Source organism: Vibrio hangzhouensis, from assembly GCF_900107935.1.
GTDB classification, from domain to species: Bacteria; Pseudomonadota; Gammaproteobacteria; order Enterobacterales; family Vibrionaceae; genus Vibrio; species Vibrio hangzhouensis.
Map to the genome: position 1 here is coordinate 25335 of NZ_FNVG01000011.1, position 22056 is coordinate 47390.

Genomic DNA, 22056 nt, shown 5'->3' on the forward strand with positions numbered 1-22056 from the left:
TATGGTCTCAGCCGCGGCTTTTTGATACGCTTTTCTTACCTTTACTGTAACGGCGCTTTTTAAAGGCAGGCCTTTCAACTTTTGGTAAGTTCTTCAGTGACTCTGGTACTGGTCCTGTCTTCACCTGACCCATTAACTGCGCCAGTCTTGAATGCAATTCAGCCATAAATGGCGTATAGGAGTGGGTTTTTTCCGCCATCCCTTGTAGCTGGAACTCCCAATGTGCGGTCATGTCGGGATAGGTAGATTCACCTGGCAGTGCATGGATCAGGCCTCGTCCTGCCGAGGTACTGAGTACTGACTTGCCCTGTCGGTTGAGTAGCTGCCTTTTAAACAGCGTATCCAATATGCCAGCACGCGTCGCTTCGGTGCCGATACCATCCGTCTCTCTTAAGATCTTCTTTAATGACTTGTCTTCAACAAAACGACTGATGCCAGTCATCGCTTGCAATAACGTAGCTTCGGTAAAATGACGAGGCGGCTCGGTTTTCTTTTCGCCTATCACACCTTCACGACAAACAAGCTCGATGCCTACATCCAGAGGAGGAACCGCATCCACCCCCTCCTCTTGCTCATCGGCATTTTTTCCCAACAGAGCTCTCCAACCGGGCTCCTGTAGACGTTTGCCCTTAGCGATAAAACGTCCCCCCTGAATGTCAAATTCAAGCATGGCTTCTGCATACACTGCTGGGGGATAAAACTGCATAATGTATTGTCTGGCTATCAAGCCATAGATTTTTTCTTCAAAGCCCGAAAGGACCCCTGCCGCTTTCTTAGGCGTCGGAATAATGGCGTGATGAGCATCGACTTTATTGTCGTTCCACGCTTTTGATTTTCTACCGATGTCAGCACCAGCAACCGCCTGTTGATACTCACGACTATTGTTGTCAATTGCGGCAAGAACATCATTAGCCTGATGGAAATGGTCTTTTGGCAAATAACGGTTGTCGGAGCGCGGGTAGGTGATCAGCTTATGTTTTTCGTACAACGCCTGACACACGTCCAGTACCTGCTGTGCGCTCATGTTGTAGCGCTTTGCAGCATCGATTTGCAATGCCGACAATGAATAAGGCAGTGGCGCGTTCTGTCTTGTTGATTTGTGTTCCGACTTGACGACTTTTGCAGGCTGTCCCTGGATTCTGCTGGCAACATTTTCCACCAGCTTTTTGTTCAGGACACGACCTTCATCATCTTGCCATGGCTGGCACGCTTCACTCGGTTTCCACTTGGCTCTGATATCGAACGATGCCCCCTTATCGTGATAAGGGATCAAGGCATGCAAAGTAAAGTAGTCTTTGGGGATAAAGTTTTCAATTTCTTCATCTCGACGAACCACCAACCCCAATACCGGCGTCTGTACCCGCCCCACAGATAATACACCCTGATAACCAGCCTTCTGGCCAAGCAAGGTATAAGCACGGGACATATTCATGCCGTAAAGCCAATCGGCACGGGAACGCGCCAATGCAGACACCGACAAAGGCACGAATTCGCGATTCATGCGCATGTTATTGAGCGCTTTTTTTACCGCTGGTAAGTTAAGGTCACTAATCAGCAGACGCTGTGCGGTCTCTTTCTTAGATTTAGGGACTTTGCAGTAATCGATGACTTCGTCCACCAACAACTGCCCTTCTCTGTCGGGATCACCGGCATTGACGATGGTGGTAGCATTCTTGAGTAGCTTCTTAACCGCAGTTAACTGCTTGGACGCGCTCTTTCGGGGTCTTAACTGCCACTGTTCTGGGATAATGGGCAAGTCGGCCAAATTCCACTTCTTGTAACGCTCGTCATAAGCGTCTGGCTCAACCTGCTCAAGTAGATGACCAATACACCAGGTCACAACGTCGCCATTGCCACATTGAATAAACCCGTCCCCTTTCTTTTGAGGATTGGGTAAGGCGGCAGCGATAGCTCGCCCTAAGCTGGGTTTTTCTGCAATAAAAAGACGGGTCATAGCAACAATCGCAACTATCGAAAAATAAAGGTAAGCTTAACTAAGCTTACCTTTATTAATCAAGAAAAACTGTCTATTTATACAGTCATTGTGTTCGGTCGGTTACAAGAACTCGACAAATTTGCTCAGTTCTCGCTCAGGCACCTTCATTGGCGTGCAACCCGGTGTGCCCACATAGAGAAATCCGACAATTTGATCATCACCTTCAACACCAAAAGCAGTGCGCACATGATCATCAAACATCCACTTACCAGAGCGCCAGAAGGCCTGATAACCCTGCGCTACTGCGGCCATCTGCATCGCTTGCACGGCACAACCTGCCGAAAGATGCTGTTCGAAAGCCGGAACCTTATCGTGTGGTGTCACTTTTGCGATAATGGTAATCACTAATGGTGCACGAAATGGGGCTTTTCTGGCCTTTTCAACTACCGCCTCATCACCGCCAGCTCGTGTTGCAGCCTCACTGAGAATGTCAGAGAGCTTTTGCCTGCCATCACCTTGCGCAAGCACAAACTGCCATGGAGTGAGCCCGGCGTGATCAGGCGCGCGTAGGCCCGCTTTGATGATGTTCTCCAAAGCCTGCCCTTCTGGGGCCGGATCGGATAATTTAGCGATCGAGCGTCGGTTAAGTAACAATTCTAGGGCGTCCATAACACTTCTCTTTTTTTGTGGTTATTGTAATAACGCCCATTATAACAAAATGTTAACCTAGTTACAGTAAAAGTGAGAACCATTCTCAATGTTGGCTATAACTTCGCAGCGAGCTCGACCCCTTGGCGGATGGCTCGAACGGCATCGAGTTCCCCCGCGTAGTCTGCACCCCCGATGACATGAAGCTTATCGCCGAATTCAGGCCACTGATTTTCAAACGGCTTAACCGACTCCTGTCCTGCACAGATAACCACCTTGTCAGCCGGTATCAGTTGCTGCTCCCCTTTTACCGTGATGTGTAGCCCTTGTTCATCAATCTTGTCGTAACTTACACCACCGAGCAAATGGACGCCGCGCTTTTCCAGCGTTTTCTTATGGATCCAGCCCGTGGTTTTGCCCGGCCCTTTGCCCACACGTCCTTCCTTACGTTGCATTACCCATACGTTGGTAGCCGTCACTTCTTCCGGAAACGGATAAAGCCCGCCCGGGTGTTCAATAGTCTTATCAATGCCCCATTCATGGAGCCAGTCATCCAGCGTCTGACCATGGGGCTCGGTGATCATACTGGCTACATCAATGCCGATTCCTCCGGCCCCCATGATAGCGACGTTTTCTCCCAGGTAAGTCTTGTCCCGGATCAGAGTCTGATAATCAATGACTTTATCTGCATTATCGATACCTTCGATGTTTGGAGTACGCGGCTTAACGCCTGAAGCCATCACCACTTCATCGTACTCTTTCAGCAGATCGGCAGTTGCTTCGGTTTCCAAGTGAAGCTTAACGCCCGTTTCTTCAATGCGATTGGCGAAATAACGAATCGTTTCTCTGAACTCTTCTTTACCCGGTATCTGCATGGCCAATCGGAATTGCCCACCAATACGGTCATTTTTCTCGAACAAATCCACCGAATGTCCTTTCTCCGCCAACATGGTCGCACAAGCGAGTCCTGCAGGTCCGGCGCCCACCACGGCAATACTCTTACTTTGAACGGCTTTCTTGATAATCAAATCCGTTTCATAACACGCCAGAGGGTTGACCATACAAGTTGCCCGTTTGCCCTTAAAGGCGTTATCTAGACACGCCTGATTACAGCCGATACAGGTGTTGATCAGCTGCGATTTACCCTGCTCCGCTTTGGCTATAAAGTTAGGATCTGCTAAGAATGGGCGAGCCATCGACACCATGTCTGCGTGACCGGATGCCAGAATTCGCTCCGCTTCTTCAGGCATATTAATTCGGTTTGTCGTGATGACGGGCACCTTAAGATGTGGACGAATTTTCTCTGTCACCCAGGTAAATGCCCCCCTTGGCACCTGAGTGGCAATAGTCGGCACCTTAGCTTCGTGCCAGCCGATACCTGTATTGATGATGGTGACGCCCGCCTGTTCCAATGCCTGACCAAGCTGAATGACCTCCTCGAAAGTACTGCCCTGCTCAACAAGATCCAGCATAGAAAGTCGGAAGATGATAATAAAGTCTTCACCCACTGCGGCACGAACCGCTTTAACAATTTCCAATGGCAAGCGAATACGATTTTCATAGCTACCGCCCCATTCATCATATCGGACGTTGGTACGTTTACAGATGAACTGGTTAATGAAATATCCTTCGGAGCCCATGATCTCGACACCGTCATACCCCGCCTCTCGAGCCAGAGACGCACTGTTGGCGTAGGCATCGATGGTCTTCCAGATTTGACGACTACTCATTTCACTTGGTGTAAATGGGGAGATAGGCGATTTAATTTTGGAGGCACTTTGAGAGAAGGGATGGTAACCATAACGTCCTGCATGGAGGATCTGCAACGCAATTTTACCGCCATGTTTATGTACAGCTTCGGTCACGACCTTGTGTGCCTTCGCATGTTTAGGTTTACTAAACTCTGCGGCAAAAGGAGCTAAGCGGCCTCTTAAGTTTGGCGCAAACCCTCCGGTAACAATCAGGCCAACTCCACCTTTCGCACGTTCTTCGTAAAATGCGGCAAGTTTGTGCAAACCTTCCTTATGTTCTTCCAGGCCAGTATGCATCGAGCCCATCAACACTCGGTTACGCAGTTGTGTGAATCCTAAATCCAGTGGCTTAAGTAAGTTCGGGTACATAGCAGACATCACTTCCGTTGTTATAGTTGTGGTCTGACCAGAGTATTATGGAAAGGTTAAAAAATCAAACTGCCGTTTACAATTCAACAACATTTTCAGAAATATTTTCTGATTCTTTGAACTTAATCTAGTATGTTAAGTCATTAATTTTTATTCACTATCAACCAGGTTTGAGTGAAACTGGCAACATTCACGTACAATTACAATAATCATACAGCGAATTAATACCCCCAGCGCTACACTAGTAATTGATGTTTAGGGATATAAACACTCACCATTTGGGTGAAGTGGAGACATGATGAAAAAAGTATTTCGATTTATCGGTTTGATCTTTAAGGGCATCTGGAAAGTGATCAACTTTACCAGACTCGCTATCGTTAACCTGTTCTTCTTCGCGATCATTGCGATGATTTACTTCGCCTTAACCCAAGTTGAATCCACACCGCCAGCCGTACAGAAAGAGTCAGCCTTAGTCCTGAACATTGCGGGCCCCATTGTTGAGCAAAGCACTTACGTCAATCCAATGGATTCGGTAACAGGATCATTGCTGGGAAGGGACTTACCGAAAGAAAACGTTGTTTTCGATATCGTTGACACCATCCGACATGCATCCACAGATGACAAGGTGACCGGACTGGTGCTGTCGCTCAGAGATATGCCAGAAACCAGTCTGACCAAATTGCGCTACATAGCTAAAGCCATTAACGAGTTCAAAGCGACAGGCAAGCCCATTTATGCCTACGGGGCATTCTACAACCAGAGCCAATATTACCTGGCCAGCTACGCCGATAAAGTACTCTTGGCACCTGATGGCGCAGTGCTCATCAAAGGCTACAGTGCGTATTCTATGTATTACAAAACACTACTCGAGAAGCTTGACGTCACCACCCACGTTTTCCGGGTGGGCACCTATAAGTCAGCAGTAGAGCCGTTCTTGCGAGATGATATGTCCGCCGAAGCTAAGGAATCCGCAACTCGCTGGGTAACACAGCTTTGGGGGGCGTATGTGGATGACGTTGCCAACAACCGCCGAATCGATGCTGGTGTTTTAACACCAAGCATGGATGAGTTTCTGAGTGAACTTAAACAGGCTGGTGGTGATCTCGCTGCTTTGTCAAAGCAACTTGGGCTAGTCGATGAACTGGTCACCAAGCAACAAGCCAACGAGGCCATGATTGAAGCATTTGGTAGCGATGGCGAAGGCGGCTTCAATGCCATTGGCTATTATGAATATCTTGCTTCACTGCCTTATGACATGCCCGGCCATCCTGACAATCGCGTTGCCGTCGTCGTCGCCAGTGGCTCCATTATGGATGGCGACCAACCTCGAGGTACTATCGGGGGAGACACCACCGCAGCGCTTTTAAAACAAGCGCGTGAAGACGACTCGGTAAAATCCGTTGTACTGCGAGTCGATAGCCCAGGCGGCAGCGCCTTTGCTTCAGAGGTGATCCGTAATGAAGTTCAAGCGCTCAGAGATGCAGGCAAACCTGTTGTGGTCTCGATGTCGAGTGTCGCGGCTTCCGGTGGCTACTGGATCTCCATGAGCGCAGATAAGATCATTGCCCAACCCACGACTATTACCGGGTCTATCGGTATCTTCAGTGTGATCACCACATTTGAAAAAGGCCTTAATAACATCGGTGTTACGACGGACGGAGTCGGAACGTCACCATTCTCGGGTGTGGGTATCACCACCGGCATCAGTGAAGGGGCATCTGCAGCATTCCAAATGGGTATTGAGAATGGTTACAAGCGTTTCATTTCACTGGTAGCCAGCAACCGTGATATGTCCGTCAGTGACGTAGACACCATCGCTCAGGGACGAGTCTGGACTGGTAAGGATGCCTTGGCACATGGACTCATCGATAAGATCGGTGATTTTGATGATGCAGTGGCTCTGGCCGCTCAGTTAGGCAACATGGAACAATACGATGTTTATTGGGTCGAAGAGCCACTCAGCCCGGCTCAGCAATTTGTTCAGGATCTAATGCATCAAGTCAAAGTGAGCATGGGTCTGGATATCTCATCTTGGGTACCGGCTAGCCTGCTTCCGGTAGCTGTTCAAATTCAGCAACAAGCCAGCCTGATCGAGAGCTTTAATGATCCTAAGGGACACTACGTTCTGTGTCTGACCTGTAACGTACAATAACTCGCTACAAACTACCTAATATGAGCCACCAATCGGTGGCTCTTTTATTTGTTTTGGTTATAATCGCCTGCACCTGTTCCCTGACAATATAGTGATGCCTGTCATGACGAGAAAACACATCTATATCGCATACACTGGTGGCACAATCGGAATGCAAAAGTCCGATCACGGTTACATCCCTGTTGCTGGATTTATGGAAAAGCAACTGGCGAGCATGCCAGAATTCCACCGACCAGAAATGCCGGAGTTTACGATTCACGAATACGATCCCTTAATCGATTCGTCTGATATGACTCCCGCTGACTGGCAGCAGATCGCTGATGATATTCGCGATAACTATGACAAATACGACGGCTTCGTGATCCTGCACGGCACAGACACTATGGCGTATACCGCATCCGCACTGTCTTTTATGCTGGAGAACCTGGGCAAGCCCGTTATCGTGACAGGGTCGCAAATCCCACTGGCTGAACTGCGTTCAGACGGCCAGGCCAATTTGCTGAATGCGCTTCATATTGCCGCCAACTACCCGATTAATGAAGTGACACTGTTTTTCAACAACCAGTTAATGCGTGGTAATCGTAGTACCAAGTCTCATGCCGACGGGTTTAATGCCTTTACATCACCTAATATGCCGCCTCTGTTAGAGGCAGGGATTAACATCCAGCTCAGCAGTGGTGTTGAGATCAACAAGGCAGCTGCTGGTCAATTTAAGGTTCACGACATCACGCCACAACCGATTGGTGTCATCACCATGTATCCGGGTATCTCTCATGAGGTGATTCGCAATACCTTATTGCAACCGGTCAATGCCATGATCCTATTGACCTTTGGTGTGGGCAACGCACCACAAAACCCTGAATTGCTTGCACACTTGAAAGAAGCATCCGAGCGCGGCGTTATTGTCGTTAATTTGACTCAATGTCTTGCGGGTAAAGTCAATATGGGTGGCTATGCAACAGGCTGCGCACTTGCTGATGCTGGTGTGATCAGTGGCTTTGATATGACGCCAGAAGCTGCGTTGGCAAAACTGCACTATCTGCTCAGCCAAAACCTCGACTACGAGGAAGTCAAAGCACAAATGCTGGAAGTGCTTCGTGGTGAAATGAGTAAGTAACCTACCCCAAATAACCGATAACGCAGCCATTACAGGCTGCGTTTTTTAATGGTATTTAGCCAGTACCGAATCAGCCGCTTCCTCAATGAGATCGAGTACCAATTCAAACCCTTGCTCCCCTCCATAATAAGGGTCAGGTATCTCATTGTATTCGGATGAGCCATGGCTTAAGAACAGCGACAACTTATGATGTAGATGACGTGGACAGCGCTGCTTCAGGTCTGCGAGGTTGTCTTTATCCGCGGCCAGAATCATATCAAACGATTCAAAATCATCGTCTGTGACTTGCCTGGCTCGTATTCCTGAAAATGAGTAACCACGAGCCTCTCCCGCCTGTTGCGCTCGTGAGTCTGGAGGATTGCCATGATGATAGCCAATGGTCCCGGCAGAGTCGACCTTCACATCGATACCCATTTGCCGAGCCCGAGCTTTCAGCACAGCTTCTCCTGTCGGCGAACGGCAGATATTGCCCATGCAAACAACCAGTAGCGACGGTTTTCTATTGATGGTCATCGTTTCAGTCCTTACTTTACTTGAGTTTAACTATCATATACCAACCAACATCAGGATTGAATTGAATATGCATCTGATCAAGTTCAAAGTATTTACATTGTATTGTTTGATATTACACATGAATGAGTCATGAATAAATATCCATTATTCTCCCAAAATCAATATAAATTAGCATGAGATAATAATATTGTTGCCAAATTACTAATTAATAATCCTGTTGAATTATAGTGTGAAATTAAAAGAACCAAATATGTTGTTATTTTATGTGAACAAAGACAAAGATTACCTGTGACGACAATAGTACAGTTAACTCATTATTTTGGATTAGTAATTCTTATAGCTTCAATGTGGTAATTGATGGTTAAACTTACACGTTAGGCCGACCCGGTTCCCAGCCATCGGCCAAGGAGAATACTATGACTGCCCAAGCGATACCTAAACCCAAGAAGACTGGTGGCTTTTTTGCCAACTTTAAATTCCCCTCTGCATACACCATTTTATTCGCTCTGATCGCCATCGTTGCTGTAATGACCTGGATCATCCCTGCCGGTCAGTACGAACGAGAAATGAATGAAGAACTGGGTCGTGAAGTTCCCGTTGCCGGCACCTACGCCAGCGTTGACAGTAACCCTCAAACGCCCATCGATGTGCTCATGGCGCCGATAGATGGCTTCTATGATCACAACAGTTACGAAGCCGGGGCCATTGATGTGTCGCTATTCGTTTTAGTCATCGGCGGCTTTTTGGGTCTTGTGACGGCAACGGGCGCCATTGATGCTGGTATCGAGCGTGTGACCCACCGACTGGAAGGTCGCGAAGAGTTGATGATACCTATCCTTATGGCTCTGTTTGCTGCCGGTGGCACGGTCTATGGAATGGCGGAAGAGTCGCTCCCCTTCTATACCCTGCTTGTACCTGTGATGATGGCTGCCCGTTTTGACCCCCTCGTTGCCGCAGCGACAATTCTGCTCGGCGCGGGAATCGGTGTACTCGGCTCAACCATTAACCCGTTTGCAACGGTCATCGCCGCTAACGCTTCGGGTATCCCATTTACCGATGGCATATTGCTGCGCCTTGCGATGCTGATCATTGGCTGGGTGATCTGTGTGGCTTATGTTATGCGTTATGCCAGAATGGTCAAAGCCGATCCAACCAAATCGATCGTGTATGACAAATACGAAGAAAACAAAGCGCATTTCCTCGGTAATAGAGGGGATGAAAAACTCGAGTTTACTACCACAAGAAAAGTCATTCTGGCGATTTTTGGTGGCTCATTTGCTGTCATGATTTACGGGGTGTCCGTCGCTGGCTGGTGGATGGCAGAAATATCCGCGATGTTCCTTGCCTCATCAATCCTGGTCGGGTTTGTTGCCAGAATGAGCGAAGAGTCGTTTATCAATAATTTCATTGAAGGCGCGAGGGACTTACTCGGAGTTGCACTCATTATTGGTATCGCCAGGGGCATTGTTGTTGTGATGGATCGTGGCATGATTACCGACACGATATTAAATTCAGCAGAACACATTGTTACCGGACTCTCCTCAGTCGTGTTTGTGAATGTCATGTTTTTCTTAGAGATATTGCTGTCATTCTTAGTGCCATCAACCTCCGGCCTTGCAGTCTTAACCATGCCAATCATGGCGCCGCTGGGCGACTTTGCCGGTGTTGGTCGTGATTTGGTAATTACCGCCTATCAATCGGCTTCCGGACTGGTAAACCTCATAACCCCAACGTCAGCCGTAGTCATGGGCGGTCTGGCTATTGCACGGGTTCCGTATGCAAGGTGGCTCAAATGGGTCGCGCCGCTGATGGCCATTCTTACTGTGTTCTGTATCATTATGCTTAGTATCGGCACTCTGATCGGTTAGCCCCCCACTTCTCTTAGATAAAGCCCGCTGCTCCCTCAGCGGGCTTTGTTATTCCTGGCCTGTTCAGGATCGTCCCTGCTTTTTATGCCCCCCAGGGCGCTGTAAGCGCTATAACCAGCACATAACCCTTAATAGGTGCCACCTGCATCACGAAAACAGAGAAAGAACCATCGTAAAACAGCTCGTCAGAACGAGATTTCAATCACATTTTTGACCAATAAATTGTTAACAAAACGCTTCGAAGCACGTCGAATTCACTTATCTAGTGATTCGACTTGCATATTTGTGCTCGCTAATGATTAAGATGAATTTAACTAATGCGAATCAAAATCCTAAACTGGTCACAGCCATCAAACAAAGACGAATATAACCTGCATATTATTCCGTGTAGATTGCCAATTTACCTATCTATAAATGAAATTATCGGAGAATAGATATTGTTAATATTCACTCAATAATCATCAGCAAACATGAATATATTTATGTGATCATGGTCGAACACATCACCCATTAATTGAGCGATATTAATAACACCACAACGAAGCTAATAATTAATACCCTACTATGAACTCACAGAGTTCTAATAATAATAGAGAGACATGATTATGAATAAACTATACGTTGGTTCTGAAGTTGGTCAGTTACGCCGTGTCTTAATACACCGCCCACGACGTGCTCTCACTCACCTAACACCATCCAACTGCCACCAGCTCCTTTTCGATGACGTACTTGCCGTCGAAAAAGCAGGCGAAGAACACGACGTGTTCGCTAAAACACTTCAGTCGCAGGGGGTCGAGGTTTTACTTCTTACAAACTTACTCGCAGAAACACTCGCTGTACCAGAAGCCAAAGACTGGCTCCTTAATACCCAGGTCTCCGATTTTCGTTACGGTGCAACCTTTGCCAATGACGTGAGATGTTATTTAGGTGACTTACCTAACCTTGAGCTAGCGAAAGTACTAACGGGTGGTCTGTCTTTTGGCGAAATGCCTCTTGAGTCTTCCTCAATGCTGCAGTCTTTGTATAAAGCTAATGACTTTATCATTGACCCTCTACCAAACCACCTATTTACCCGCGATACCTCTTGCTGGGTTTACGGAGGCGTATCCATCAACCCTATGGCGAAAGTCGCTCGCCAGAGAGAAACCAATCATCTCAGAGCCATCTATCGCTGGCATCCAACCTTCGCTGGTCAAGACTTCATTAAGTACTTTGGCGATGAGCAGAACGCCTATGACCACTCGACGATCGAAGGCGGCGATGTATTAGTTATTGGTAAAGGCTCAGTGCTGATTGGAATGTCTGAGCGCACCACACCGCAAGGTGTCGAACATTTGGCGTCAAGTCTGTTCAAGCATGGTCAGGCTAAACAGGTAATTGCACTTGAGCTTCCTAAAGATCGCTCTTGCATGCACCTCGATACCGTAATGACCCACATGCGCGAAGATACCTTCTCCATCTACCCCAATGTCATTCCTGACGATGTGAAATGCTGGAGCCTAACCGGTGACGAATCCGGTCGAGTCAACGCCTCACAGCAAAGCTCTTACATCACCACCATTGAAAAAGCGCTACAAGTTGACAAGCTAAACCTAATCACAACCGGTGGCGATAACTTCGAAGCCGAGCGAGAGCAGTGGAATGACGCGAACAACGTCCTGACCGTGAAGCCAGGTGTGGTGATTGGCTATGAACGTAACACCTACACCAATGAGAAATACGATAAAGCCGGTATTACGGTGTTACCGATCCCCGGTGACGAGCTAGGACGCGGCCGCGGTGGTGCACGCTGCATGAGCTGCCCACTAGAGCGCGATGGTATCTAACCACTCGTTATTAATCACCTGTTCTGGAAACAAAGACTATGAAAAAACAAACGATCGTCGTCGCCCTGGGTGGTAATGCTCTGCTAAAGCGTGGTGAGCCACTAGAAGCAGAAGTGCAACGTCATAATATTGAAATCGCAGTTAAAACTATCTCAGAAATTGCCCAGCAATATAACGTGGTCTTGGTGCATGGCAATGGGCCCCAGGTTGGACTGCTGGCACTACAAGGTTTGGAGTATAAAAAGGTCAACCCCTATCCACTGGATGTACTCGGTAGTGAAACACAGGGCATGATCGGCTACATGCTAATGCAAGAGTTCAAGAATCAGATGCCCGCTAAAAACGTCACTTGCATGCTGACGCAGATGACCGTCGATCCTGGTGACCCGGCTTTCAAAGATCCGACCAAGTTCATTGGTCCGGTTTACGACAAACAAGAAGCGTGTGACCTGGCAGAAAAATACCATTGGACCATTAAGCCCGACGGTCAGTACTTCCGTCGCGTGGTACCAAGCCCGCTACCTACCGGAATTATTGAGCACGAAGCCATTACTTCGCTTATAGAACAGGGGCACCTGGTGATTTGCACTGGTGGCGGCGGAATTCCGGTCACCCGAAAAAACGGCAAGCTTGTCGGAGTAGAAGCGGTGATCGATAAAGATATGTCTGCGGCGTTCCTGGCCAAACAGCTTCAGGCCGATCGTCTTTTAATCCTCACCGATGCAGACGCTGTCTACCTAGATTGGGGTAAGCCAACGCAACATGCCCTTCGTTCCACAACGCCAGACGAATTGGCCGGTTATGTATTCGATGCTGGCTCAATGGGACCCAAGATTGACGCTTCCTGCGAGTTTATTAATCAGGGTGGACAAATGGTCGGAATCGGTGCGCTCGAAGATGGCCTTCGCATTCTCGAAGGCACCGCAGGCACCACGATTTCTAAACACTGATTTAGCTACTAACTACTGATCAATTTTTTCATTGACTAGGCGCATTGGTGACCGCGTGTTGTCGTCACCGATGGGCAAGAATAAAAAAAGGAACCTATTATGGCTTTTAATCTTCGCAATCGTAACTTCCTTAAACTTCTTGATTTTACTCCGCGTGAAATTCAGCATCTATTAGAACTGTCTATTGAACTTAAAAAAGCCAAATACAATGGCTACGAACAGCCTCGCCTCATAGGCAAAAACATCGCGCTGATCTTTGAAAAAACTTCAACCCGTACTCGCTGTGCATTCGAAGTCGCGGCCTTCGATCAAGGTGCGCAAGTTTCTTATCTTGGCCCCACGGGTTCTCAAATTGGCCACAAAGAGTCGATGAAAGACACCGCTCGAGTCCTGGGTCGCATGTACGATGGAATCGAGTACCGAGGCTTTGGTCAAGCAATCGTCGAAGAGTTGGGGGAATACGCAGGCGTACCGGTCTGGAACGGACTCACTGACGAATTTCATCCAACCCAAATCCTGGCCGACTTTATGACCATGATGGAACACGCACCGGGTAAGCCCTTACAGAACATTCGCTTTGCCTATCTAGGGGATGCTCGCAACAACATGGGCAATTCACTGATGGTCGGTGCTGCGAAAATGGGGATGGAGATCAGACTGGTTGCCCCTAAGCAGTTCTGGCCTGAAGCATCTCTGGTTGAAGAGTGTCAATCAATCGCCAATCAGACGGGTGCGAAAATCACTCTGACGGAAGATATTCAAGAAGGCGTGCAAGATTGTGACTTCCTTTACACTGATGTCTGGGTCTCTATGGGCGAAGCAAAAGAAGCATGGGCAGAGCGCATCAAACTCATGCTGCCATATCAGGTCAACATGGCGATGCTCAAAGCCACCGGCAACCCTAATGTGAAGTTTATGCACTGTCTCCCTGCATTCCACGGCGAAGATACGACAGTAGGTAAAGCGTTAGCCACCGAATATCCCGAACTGGCGAATGGCTGCGAAGTCACTGATGAGGTCATTGAATCCGAACATTCTATCGTATTCGATGAGGCGGAGAATCGAATGCACACCATCAAAGCCGTTATGGTCGCCACATTAGGGAACTAAATCCTGCTTCAAGTACAACGAGAGGGTGATGCATCCTCTCGTTTTGATTGATTTCGCTATTAATTTGTTCGCTTTTGCGACCAGAGCATATATTTCAAAAATAGATAATTTGCTAGTTTATACAGTCAATAAAATCTTAAAAAGCAACATTACAAACTAGCTCAAGGATGAGTTTCGATATTTGATAGGTGACCCCATGTATGAAACTCCTACCTCCAATGAGATGTTCGACGTCGATCACAAACTGACCGATGTCTGCAAAAGGCTCCTCCAGCAACAAAGTTTCACCACTCAGAACAAGCTGCGACAAGCACTCGTGGAACTCGGTTATGAAGGGATTAGCCAGTCGACGGTATCACGGTTACTGACCCATTTAGGTGTCGTCAAGGTCCAGAACGCCTGTGGTAAAAAAGCCTACTGCCTGACCTCAGAAAATAGTCCGGTTCGTGTCGACTCTTCCATCTCATCGCAAATTGAGATGATCACCAACAATCAGTCACTGGTGGTCGTGAAAACACACCCGGGCAGTGCTCAACTTATTGCCCGCCTTATCGACATCGACCCCCATGCGGACATCTTAGCAACGATAGGTGGCAACGATACGATTCTGGTGGTACCCAAACACGTCAAAGATGTCGATCGCTGTGAACGCGTCGTCCGTGCGCGACTTGGCGCTTTGTAGTCCCCATAGGTTTCTTCATCTGCTCAACGCTTCCCATAAAGCAGGCTCACAACCTGCTTTAAATCCCTTAGATTTTGTCTAGTTTTTTTCTGACAGCAATCCATTATGATAAGGTGATTCGAGTCAAACTTCGCCCATAAGGAAACCCTATGTCATTAACGGATGACCAAAAAGAACAACGACACAAAGCTCGCCAACAAAAGGTCAAGGAAAACGTCGATAAAAAGATTGCCAACGCGCAGGAAGAAAAAGGTCTTCTGCTGGTGATTACCGGCAACGGCAAAGGTAAGTCTACTTCCGGCTTTGGTACCATTGCCCGCGCTGTCGGCCATGGACAAAAATGCGCTGTGGCGCAGTTCATTAAAGGAACCTGGGACAATGGTGAGCGAAACTTGCTTGAAAAGCTGGGTGTCGAATTTCAGGTCATGGCAACCGGATTCACTTGGGAAACTCAAAATAAGACCGCCGATACCGAAGCGGCTCAAAAAGTCTGGCAGCAATGCAAACGCATGCTTCAGGATGACTCTTTGGACGTCATTCTATTTGATGAACTCACTTATATGGTGAGCTACGGCTATATTGACCTCGATGAAGTGGTGGAAGCACTCAACAACCGGCCAAAAATGCAGTCTGTCGTCATTACTGGGCGAGGTGCTCACCGGACATTGATCGATATGGCTGACACAGTATCGGAGGTAAAAAACATAAAGCACGCCTTTGAATCTGGTGTTAAAGCCCTGAAAGGCGTCGACTGGTGATGAAATAAGCTATCAGCTCCTCCGAATTGAAAAATGAGATGTACGTCTCATTTTTTTCTGTATACTGCCCTCCCGTTTGCCGGGTCACTTCGCGTCTTCGCATCGCCACCTGGCCATACACCAATACAAGCCGTCACCAAGGAACCGTGAACGACCCAAGGATTTGGACCAGCTTCAATCTTAACGCTTGTAAAGGGTATAAAATGGGCAGATTTATCTTCACCTATCACAAACAGTGGTTTCCACAGCTCAGTGCTGTTTCTTCCTGGTCATCGTATTCAACGCTGAATAGCCTCTATTACATTGAGGTGGCAAAATGATGATAACGCTTCTTTTTGGTCTGCTTGGCATCGCTTCTCTGGTCGCCATTGGCTTTTTGTTTTCTGAGAACCGTAAGGCAATTAACTGGAACACCGTATTACGTGCACTACTCCTGCAAACACTATTTGCGGCGTTCGTTCTCTACATCCCGTTTGGCCAAGACGTCTTAGGTGCGATGAGCTCCGGTGTGGCAAGAGTGCTCAGCTTTTCTGACATCGGTATCCAGTTTCTATTTGGCGATCTGGCATCCGAAGGGTTCATTTTTGCCATTCGTGTGCTGCCAATCATCATCGTCATTAGCGCACTGATATCCGCGCTGTACTATCTGGGAATCATGCAAGCTGTGATCCGATTTCTGGGTGGACTGATTCAAAAGTTTTTAGGTACCAGTAAAGCCGAATCTCTGGTTGCTACGGGCAACATTTTCTTATCACAGGGTGAGTCACCGCTGCTGATCCGTCCATTTCTTGCCACCATGACCCGTTCCGAGCTGTTTGCCGTCATGGCTGGCGGCATGGCATCGGTGGCTGGCAGCGTCCTTGGGGGTTATGCTGGCTTGGGTGTAGAGCTTAAGTATCTGATTGCGGCCAGCTTTATGGCGGCGCCAGGATCACTCATGATGGCAAAACTGATCGTGCCAGAACAACAAACTCCGGTTGCCCATGACGCTGTAGATTTGGACACCGGCGATCAAAGCAATGTCATTGATGCCCTGGCCTCCGGAGCCATGAATGGCGTCAAGGTCGCGGTCGCGGTTGGTACTATGTTGATCGCTTTTGTCAGTGTCATCGCGATGGCAAATGCTGCCATTGAGTCCATTGCCGAGGTATTCGGTGCACAGGGAATCACTCTGCAACTCTTGTTTGGCTATCTGTTTTCTCCGGTAGCCTGGTTAATTGGCGTCGATCAGAGCGAAATGTTGCTAGCAGGCTCGTTTATTGGTCAGAAGGTGGTCATGAATGAATTTGTCGCCTTTATTGACTTCATCGAACATCAGGCGAGCCTGTCTGAACACAGCCAGGTCATCGTTATTTTCGCGCTGTGTGGTTTTGCCAACATAGGTTCGATTGCGATTCAACTTGGCTCCATTGGCGTAATGTCACCAGAGCGTCGTTCTGACGTTGCCAGCCTCGGTCTCAAAGCGGTGCTGGCTGGTACACTTGCTAACCTGATGAGCGCCTGTCTGGCGGGTATTTTTATCTCTTTATAAGAGCTATTCGCCTTAGAACCAAACCTTACAGGTGCCAATAATACCGGCACCTGTTCATCCACCTTGACTCGTTAGTTGCAAACGTTTTTACCTCAAAACGTGTCACCCAATTTAGGTACATCCAATCTCACCGCCCGAATGACAGCGGCAAAAAAATCGTATAAGTTAACAATAATGCAACACACATGTAACACGGAGAGTTTCATGGATAGCGCTAGATTGATACTTTGGATAGATACCAGTGAGAACCAGTTTGTCCTTGCCGAGGGACCTGAAGAAACCATCAGTCTGGTATTATCTGAGTGGCAGCTCGTTGCCGATGAAGGTACGCGCCGTTCCTATAAAATTGGCTTAGAAGTCAATGGGGCGACAACCCGTTTTAAGCACATCACTATCGAACAAGTCTCTGTCCTATTGCAGCAGTGGTATCCACACCACCATACAGAACCTGAACAACAAGATCTGGACTTACACTGGTAATGGTACGTTCGAACCGAAAAGAAAAATGCCAGCGATTGAAACGCTGGCATTTTGGGATTAGTTGAAGAGTCCTTTGAGTAGACTATCGACAGCCTTCTTGGTTTTCTCATCTTTAATTCCAAGACGCTCAGTAGCACGCTCTACTTCTTTCTGAGCTTTCTGTTTCAGGACGTCATCAAAAACCAGCGCAAAGCGAGGCTCAGCCCAAGCACCAGCCACTTTAATTGGGATGGTCACATCTCTTAACTCATCAATACTTTGACCACCCTGACCCTCTAAGGTACCGACAACAGATGTTCTGATCAGGAAGTCCACTGTTTCATTGATGTAATTGGCAGAGCCTTCACCACTAACGCGCAGCAACGGAGATTCAGCGTACATATTATTAGTCGAGACCACACCACCAGCCAGTTTTAATGTCGCTTTCATTGCACTGAAATCAGTTTTCTGGGGGCCCTGAACACCATCAAGCGACTGGCCTTTAAATCGTGCGTAGTTTTCTCGTATCATCTGCGCAACGTTGATGCCGTTGACTGCACCGTCAGCGAAGTTGATATTGACTGTGCCCGCAAGATTCTTCTTAATACCGGTTGGGGTCAGGCTCTTACCCTTGATGTTCACATCAATATTTCCCGTTCCTTCAAGCTTATCATTGCCAGCTACGTCGATAAGTAACGGCTGAACCTTTACACCTTTGATGTTTTTAACGGCAGTGTACGTCGCTGGCGTTGAACGCGCGTCCAGTTTCGCTTTCGCTGTAATTGACCCACCATAAAGTTTTGAACTGAATGAAGTCAGCTCGGCAACGCCCCGATTCACTGAAAACTTGGCGGTAACGTTCTGCATTTTCGCATTTGCCGCCTTAAACTTATCGATGACAATGCTACCTTTGACGTCCAGTCCCTTGAGTGCCGTTAAATCCGGCTCGACTTCTGAAACTGGCTCTGACTTGCCGGAGGAGGTGCCCGCACCACTCCCTTCACCACCGCTGACGGCCGAATCCTTACTCGCTGCCTTGTTCAGACCCAAAAACTCATCTAAATCAATATTCGGGCTATGAAGTGAAAAGCGCACTTGCGGAATGTCGGCCAATTGCACTGTGGCTTTGCCATCCAACTCGATCTGATTCACAGTCAATGCCTGTAACACGAAATCAAGGAAATTCTTGTTCAGGTCAAACGTCAGATCAGACGCCATTGTCACGACCATTGGTGACTGAGGCAGGGTTGCACCCTGCAAATTCGAATCCAGAGTCAAGTTAGCAAGTTTCACCGCCGCCAGGTCTTTATCAACCGTAAAGTTAGTACCACCCTTGGCATCAAATTGCAGATCTGGCGTCGCTCCCTGAAGGGTAAACTCCATCTTGTTTGGCTTATCAAACTCAAATGTGGCCAGTTTCAACTGAGCCTGGTCAATCTGATTCACCGCATCCTGAAACGTAGCGTCAAACTCAATATTTTTCAGCGCGTAGTCAACAAAGCCTTCGCTTAATTTAAAATCTGCCGTGCCTTTAGCGGTAAAACGTTGCTCATTGTTTTGCCCTTTCAAGTCAAAATTGGCGGTTGTCCATTGGTTCACGGCAAACTCAGTGACATTCAGACCCACGTCATACAACTTGGTGAAAGTGGCGGTTTTTTCGTTGCTGATTTCTAACAGAGCATTTGAAACCGTCACACCGGACAGAGAAATGCTCCAGCCTTGGCTTGCTGTTGACTCAGAGTCTGCCGTCGGTTGAGCGCCGGCCTCCATAGGCTCCGAGGACTTCACTTCACTTTTTGCGGTGAGTGTATCCAGATTAGAACGGCCATCCTTACGCGTTTCTAGATAGACTTGTGCTCCGTCGAGCGTTACAGAGCCAATTTCCAGGGTCTTGTCGAACAGAGGCATAACAGCCACACTGACACCCACCTGACTGACACTAAACAAATTAGGGTTTTTGAAGCCTTCAGGGTTTTTCAGTGTCGTCTGCCCTAACTCAAAACCAAGCGACGGGAAAAACTGCCAACCAATATCACCGCTGATCTCTAGTTCCAGTCCGGTCTGATTTTGAACCTGTTCAGCGATCATGGGTTTGAACTGGTTCGGATTTACCAACATCACGAGGGCGGCGATACCAATAACAATAACCAGAACTGGAATGGCGAGAATAAGAAGGAGTTTTTTCATTAGCAACTTCCTTGAAAGGCTGAAAACAAAAAGTGGCACATAAAGTGCCACTAATTCATTAAAAAATAAAGCAATTTAAACGTTGTACGTGCACCCATTCAGTATAGAACATAAAGGACAGCAACAACGTAAGAATTCCATCTGCAAAATGTAAGGATTACGCCTTAAGTAGTCTCGCAATGTGTGCTTTCAGTACATCAATCGCAATACGGTTCTTACCACCACGAGGAACAATGATGTCAGCATACTGCTTTGACGGTTCGATAAATTGCATGAACATGGGGCGTACGGTCGTTTGGTATTGTTGAAGCACCGATTCCATAGTACGGCCACGCTCTTCAACATCGCGTTTAACACGGCGAAGTAAACAGATATCCAGCGGTGTATCCATAAACACCGTAGCGTGCATTAGTTTACGAAGTCGAGGATCGGTAAGAAGCAAAATCCCCTCGAGGATGATAACTTTCTTAGGGGTCATTGGGGTGGTGTTTTCTGTGCGGGTATGTTCTGAATAGCTATATTCCGGAACTTCTACAGCATCACCCTGCATAAGCTTTTCAAGATGGTCGCAAAGCAGGTCATGATCAAGCGCATTCGGGTGGTCGTAGTTGGTCTTTACGCGCTCTTCCATACTCAAATGACCTTGGTCATTGTAGTAACAATCTTCCGTAATCACGCCAATTTGATGGTCGCCAACTTTTTCACGAAGTTCGTTATAGATTGTGCTCGCAATGAGGCTTTTTCCAGAAGCGGAAGCGCCAGCGATACCTACGATGACACATTGATTATTATCAGACATTCTTTGCACCTAGTACATATATGGTGGTGAGGACAAAACCGGGTAATTATATGGACATCAATCCTTAGATACTAGTCGATATCTCACTTATTTGATGCCCAATTTTGCCCTCGCTCAAGAAAAGGGAAATTGCAATCGATTACTTAATTTTACAATTTTGTCTCCTATAAGAAACCAGGCTCACTTCTGTCATCAAGTCCGCTCATTCCACCATTTTGAACATGATCGACTCAGGCTTAGCTTTGCCATTCCAGTAAAGGTCTGCACATACTCGCTCTGCAAGTGTTTTATATATCTGCCCGTGCTCGCCATCTGGGTTTGATACGGTAGTAGGCGCACCATTATCAATGGATTCTCTGATGTCTATATGCAAAGGAACTTGTCCGAGCAAATTGAGGCCAAATTTCGTCGCCATCCATTCAGCCCCACCCGCACCAAATATATGCTCTTTCGAACCGCACTGGCTGCAAATATGGTAGCTCATGTTTTCAACAATCCCTACCACTGGTACTGAAACCTTCTCAAACATAGCCGCACCCTTGATGGCATCAGCCAAAGCGAGATCCTGCGGCGTCGTCACTATGATGGCACCCGTCACTGGGATCTGCTGGGACAACGTCAGTTGAATGTCTCCAGTACCCGGTGGCATATCGATAACCAGATAATCCAATTCTGGCCATTCCGTTTCATTGAGAAGTTGAGCCAACGCCTTCGAAGCCATAGGACCGCGCCAAATCGCAGCATCATCAGAGCTGATCAGGTAGCCAATAGACTGAGTATAAATACCATGTGCCAAAACCGGTTGCATCCACTTGCCATCACGTACTTCCGGGTGTGCGTCTATCTTTCCAAACATCATAGGAATCGATGGTCCATACACATCGGCATCCAGAATCCCAACCTTTGCGCCTAGCTGACTGATCGCCAATGCCAGATTGACAGCCGTGGTCGACTTACCTACACCACCTTTAGCTGACGTCACTGCTATGATGTTTTTGACACCTTTCACCTGATTTTCCACTGTGGTTTCTAATGCTCTGACGTTCGTTGATACTGAGAAATCAAACCGAGCCACTTGCCCGGCCTGCTGCTGCTTTTTGATCCAGAGTTCAAGTGCTTGCACCGTCGTTTGATTGGCAAAGGGCAACTGGAGTACGAACTCGCCGGCAGCCGTCACCTTGACTAAGTCGGGCAATTCATTCCATCCTACCTTGAGATTCTCTGCGGTAAATTCCCCCAACCAGTCACAAAAATCTTGTTTCGACTCAAACGTACGCATCGTGTTTTCCTTATCATTTTTATACCTGATAAGAGTAGCACTGACCCACTCGAACCAGAACCCCAAAAAAGTTATGGGGATTGAACTCTGACACCTTGGAGTCACGCCAAGCATCATGTAG

Annotated in this window: 17 protein-coding genes; 10 read left to right on the forward strand and 7 right to left on the reverse strand. The window is 47.6% G+C overall.

Annotated features, from left to right (window positions below; translation table 11 throughout):
• Positions 1-7: 7 nt before the first annotated feature.
• From C4S60_RS12270 to C4S60_RS12280, 3 genes are all read right to left on the reverse strand, one after another.
• Positions 8-1954 (reverse strand): DNA topoisomerase III, encoded by a 1947-nt coding sequence (locus C4S60_RS12270; RefSeq protein ID WP_103880643.1) that lies wholly within the window; start codon positions 1952-1954, stop codon positions 8-10.
• Between the two features lie 102 nt (positions 1955-2056).
• Entirely contained in the window at positions 2057-2605 is a 549-nt protein-coding gene (locus C4S60_RS12275; protein WP_103880644.1) for an NAD(P)H nitroreductase, read from the reverse strand.
• Positions 2606-2700: 95 nt separating this feature from the next.
• Positions 2701-4704 carry an NADPH-dependent 2,4-dienoyl-CoA reductase gene (locus tag C4S60_RS12280; RefSeq protein ID WP_103880755.1) on the reverse strand — a complete coding sequence of 668 codons (2004 nt, stop codon included), beginning with the start codon at positions 4702-4704 and terminating at the stop codon, positions 2701-2703.
• A gap of 298 nt (positions 4705-5002) precedes the next feature.
• Between C4S60_RS12280 and sppA the strand changes: the two genes are divergently transcribed.
• Both sppA and ansA read left to right on the forward strand, forming a co-directional pair.
• Complete coding sequence (gene sppA / locus C4S60_RS12285) at positions 5003-6856, forward strand: signal peptide peptidase SppA (protein ID WP_103880645.1); 1854 nt, start codon at positions 5003-5005, stop codon at positions 6854-6856.
• A gap of 103 nt (positions 6857-6959) precedes the next feature.
• Positions 6960-7973 carry an asparaginase gene (gene ansA / locus C4S60_RS12290; RefSeq protein ID WP_103880646.1) on the forward strand — a complete coding sequence of 338 codons (1014 nt, stop codon included), beginning with the start codon at positions 6960-6962 and terminating at the stop codon, positions 7971-7973.
• 45 nt (positions 7974-8018) lie between these two features.
• Here ansA and C4S60_RS12295 read toward each other — a convergent pair whose 3' ends face one another.
• Positions 8019-8486, reverse strand: coding sequence for a low molecular weight protein-tyrosine-phosphatase (locus tag C4S60_RS12295; protein WP_103880647.1), 468 nt, complete (start codon positions 8484-8486; stop codon positions 8019-8021).
• Positions 8487-8902: 416 nt separating this feature from the next.
• Between C4S60_RS12295 and C4S60_RS12300 the strand changes: the two genes are divergently transcribed.
• The 8 genes from C4S60_RS12300 (at position 8903) to C4S60_RS12335 (ending at position 17691) form a co-directional block, all read left to right on the forward strand.
• The gene (locus C4S60_RS12300) at positions 8903-10354 is read left to right on the forward strand and encodes a YfcC family protein (protein WP_103880648.1); all 1452 of its coding nucleotides are present in this window, start codon (positions 8903-8905) and stop codon (positions 10352-10354) included.
• Positions 10355-10959: 605 nt separating this feature from the next.
• A complete protein-coding gene (gene arcA, locus C4S60_RS12305) occupies positions 10960-12180 on the forward strand; it encodes an arginine deiminase (protein ID WP_103880756.1) in 1221 nt (406 codons plus the stop codon).
• Positions 12181-12218: 38 nt separating this feature from the next.
• Positions 12219-13130, forward strand: a complete 912-nt coding sequence (locus tag C4S60_RS12310; protein ID WP_103880649.1) for a carbamate kinase — start codon at positions 12219-12221, stop codon at positions 13128-13130.
• A 99-nt stretch (positions 13131-13229) separates the two neighbouring features.
• Positions 13230-14240 (forward strand): ornithine carbamoyltransferase, encoded by a 1011-nt coding sequence (locus C4S60_RS12315; protein ID WP_103880650.1) that lies wholly within the window; start codon positions 13230-13232, stop codon positions 14238-14240.
• 196 nt (positions 14241-14436) lie between these two features.
• Entirely contained in the window at positions 14437-14922 is a 486-nt protein-coding gene (locus C4S60_RS12320) for an arginine repressor (protein WP_103880651.1), read from the forward strand.
• Positions 14923-15071: 149 nt separating this feature from the next.
• On the forward strand, positions 15072-15680 hold the full coding sequence (gene cobO, locus C4S60_RS12325) for a cob(I)yrinic acid a,c-diamide adenosyltransferase (RefSeq protein WP_103880652.1): 609 nt from the start codon (positions 15072-15074) through the stop codon (positions 15678-15680).
• Between the two features lie 322 nt (positions 15681-16002).
• Complete coding sequence (locus C4S60_RS12330; RefSeq protein WP_103880757.1) at positions 16003-17211, forward strand: NupC/NupG family nucleoside CNT transporter; 1209 nt, start codon at positions 16003-16005, stop codon at positions 17209-17211.
• A 204-nt stretch (positions 17212-17415) separates the two neighbouring features.
• Positions 17416-17691, forward strand: a complete 276-nt coding sequence (locus C4S60_RS12335) for a hypothetical protein (protein WP_103880653.1) — start codon at positions 17416-17418, stop codon at positions 17689-17691.
• 57 nt (positions 17692-17748) lie between these two features.
• On the opposite strand, the gene C4S60_RS12340 is transcribed toward C4S60_RS12335, so the two are convergent.
• The 3 genes from C4S60_RS12340 to apbC all read right to left on the reverse strand — a co-directional run bounded on the left by C4S60_RS12340 (position 17749) and on the right by apbC (position 21935).
• Entirely contained in the window at positions 17749-19857 is a 2109-nt protein-coding gene (locus tag C4S60_RS12340) for an AsmA family protein (RefSeq protein WP_103880654.1), read from the reverse strand.
• 157 nt (positions 19858-20014) lie between these two features.
• Positions 20015-20656: a uridine kinase gene (udk, locus tag C4S60_RS12345; RefSeq protein WP_103880655.1), complete on the reverse strand. Its 642-nt coding sequence runs from the start codon at positions 20654-20656 to the stop codon at positions 20015-20017.
• Between the two features lie 202 nt (positions 20657-20858).
• Entirely contained in the window at positions 20859-21935 is a 1077-nt protein-coding gene (gene apbC / locus C4S60_RS12350) for an iron-sulfur cluster carrier protein ApbC (RefSeq protein WP_103880656.1), read from the reverse strand.
• Positions 21936-22056 lie beyond the last annotated feature (121 nt).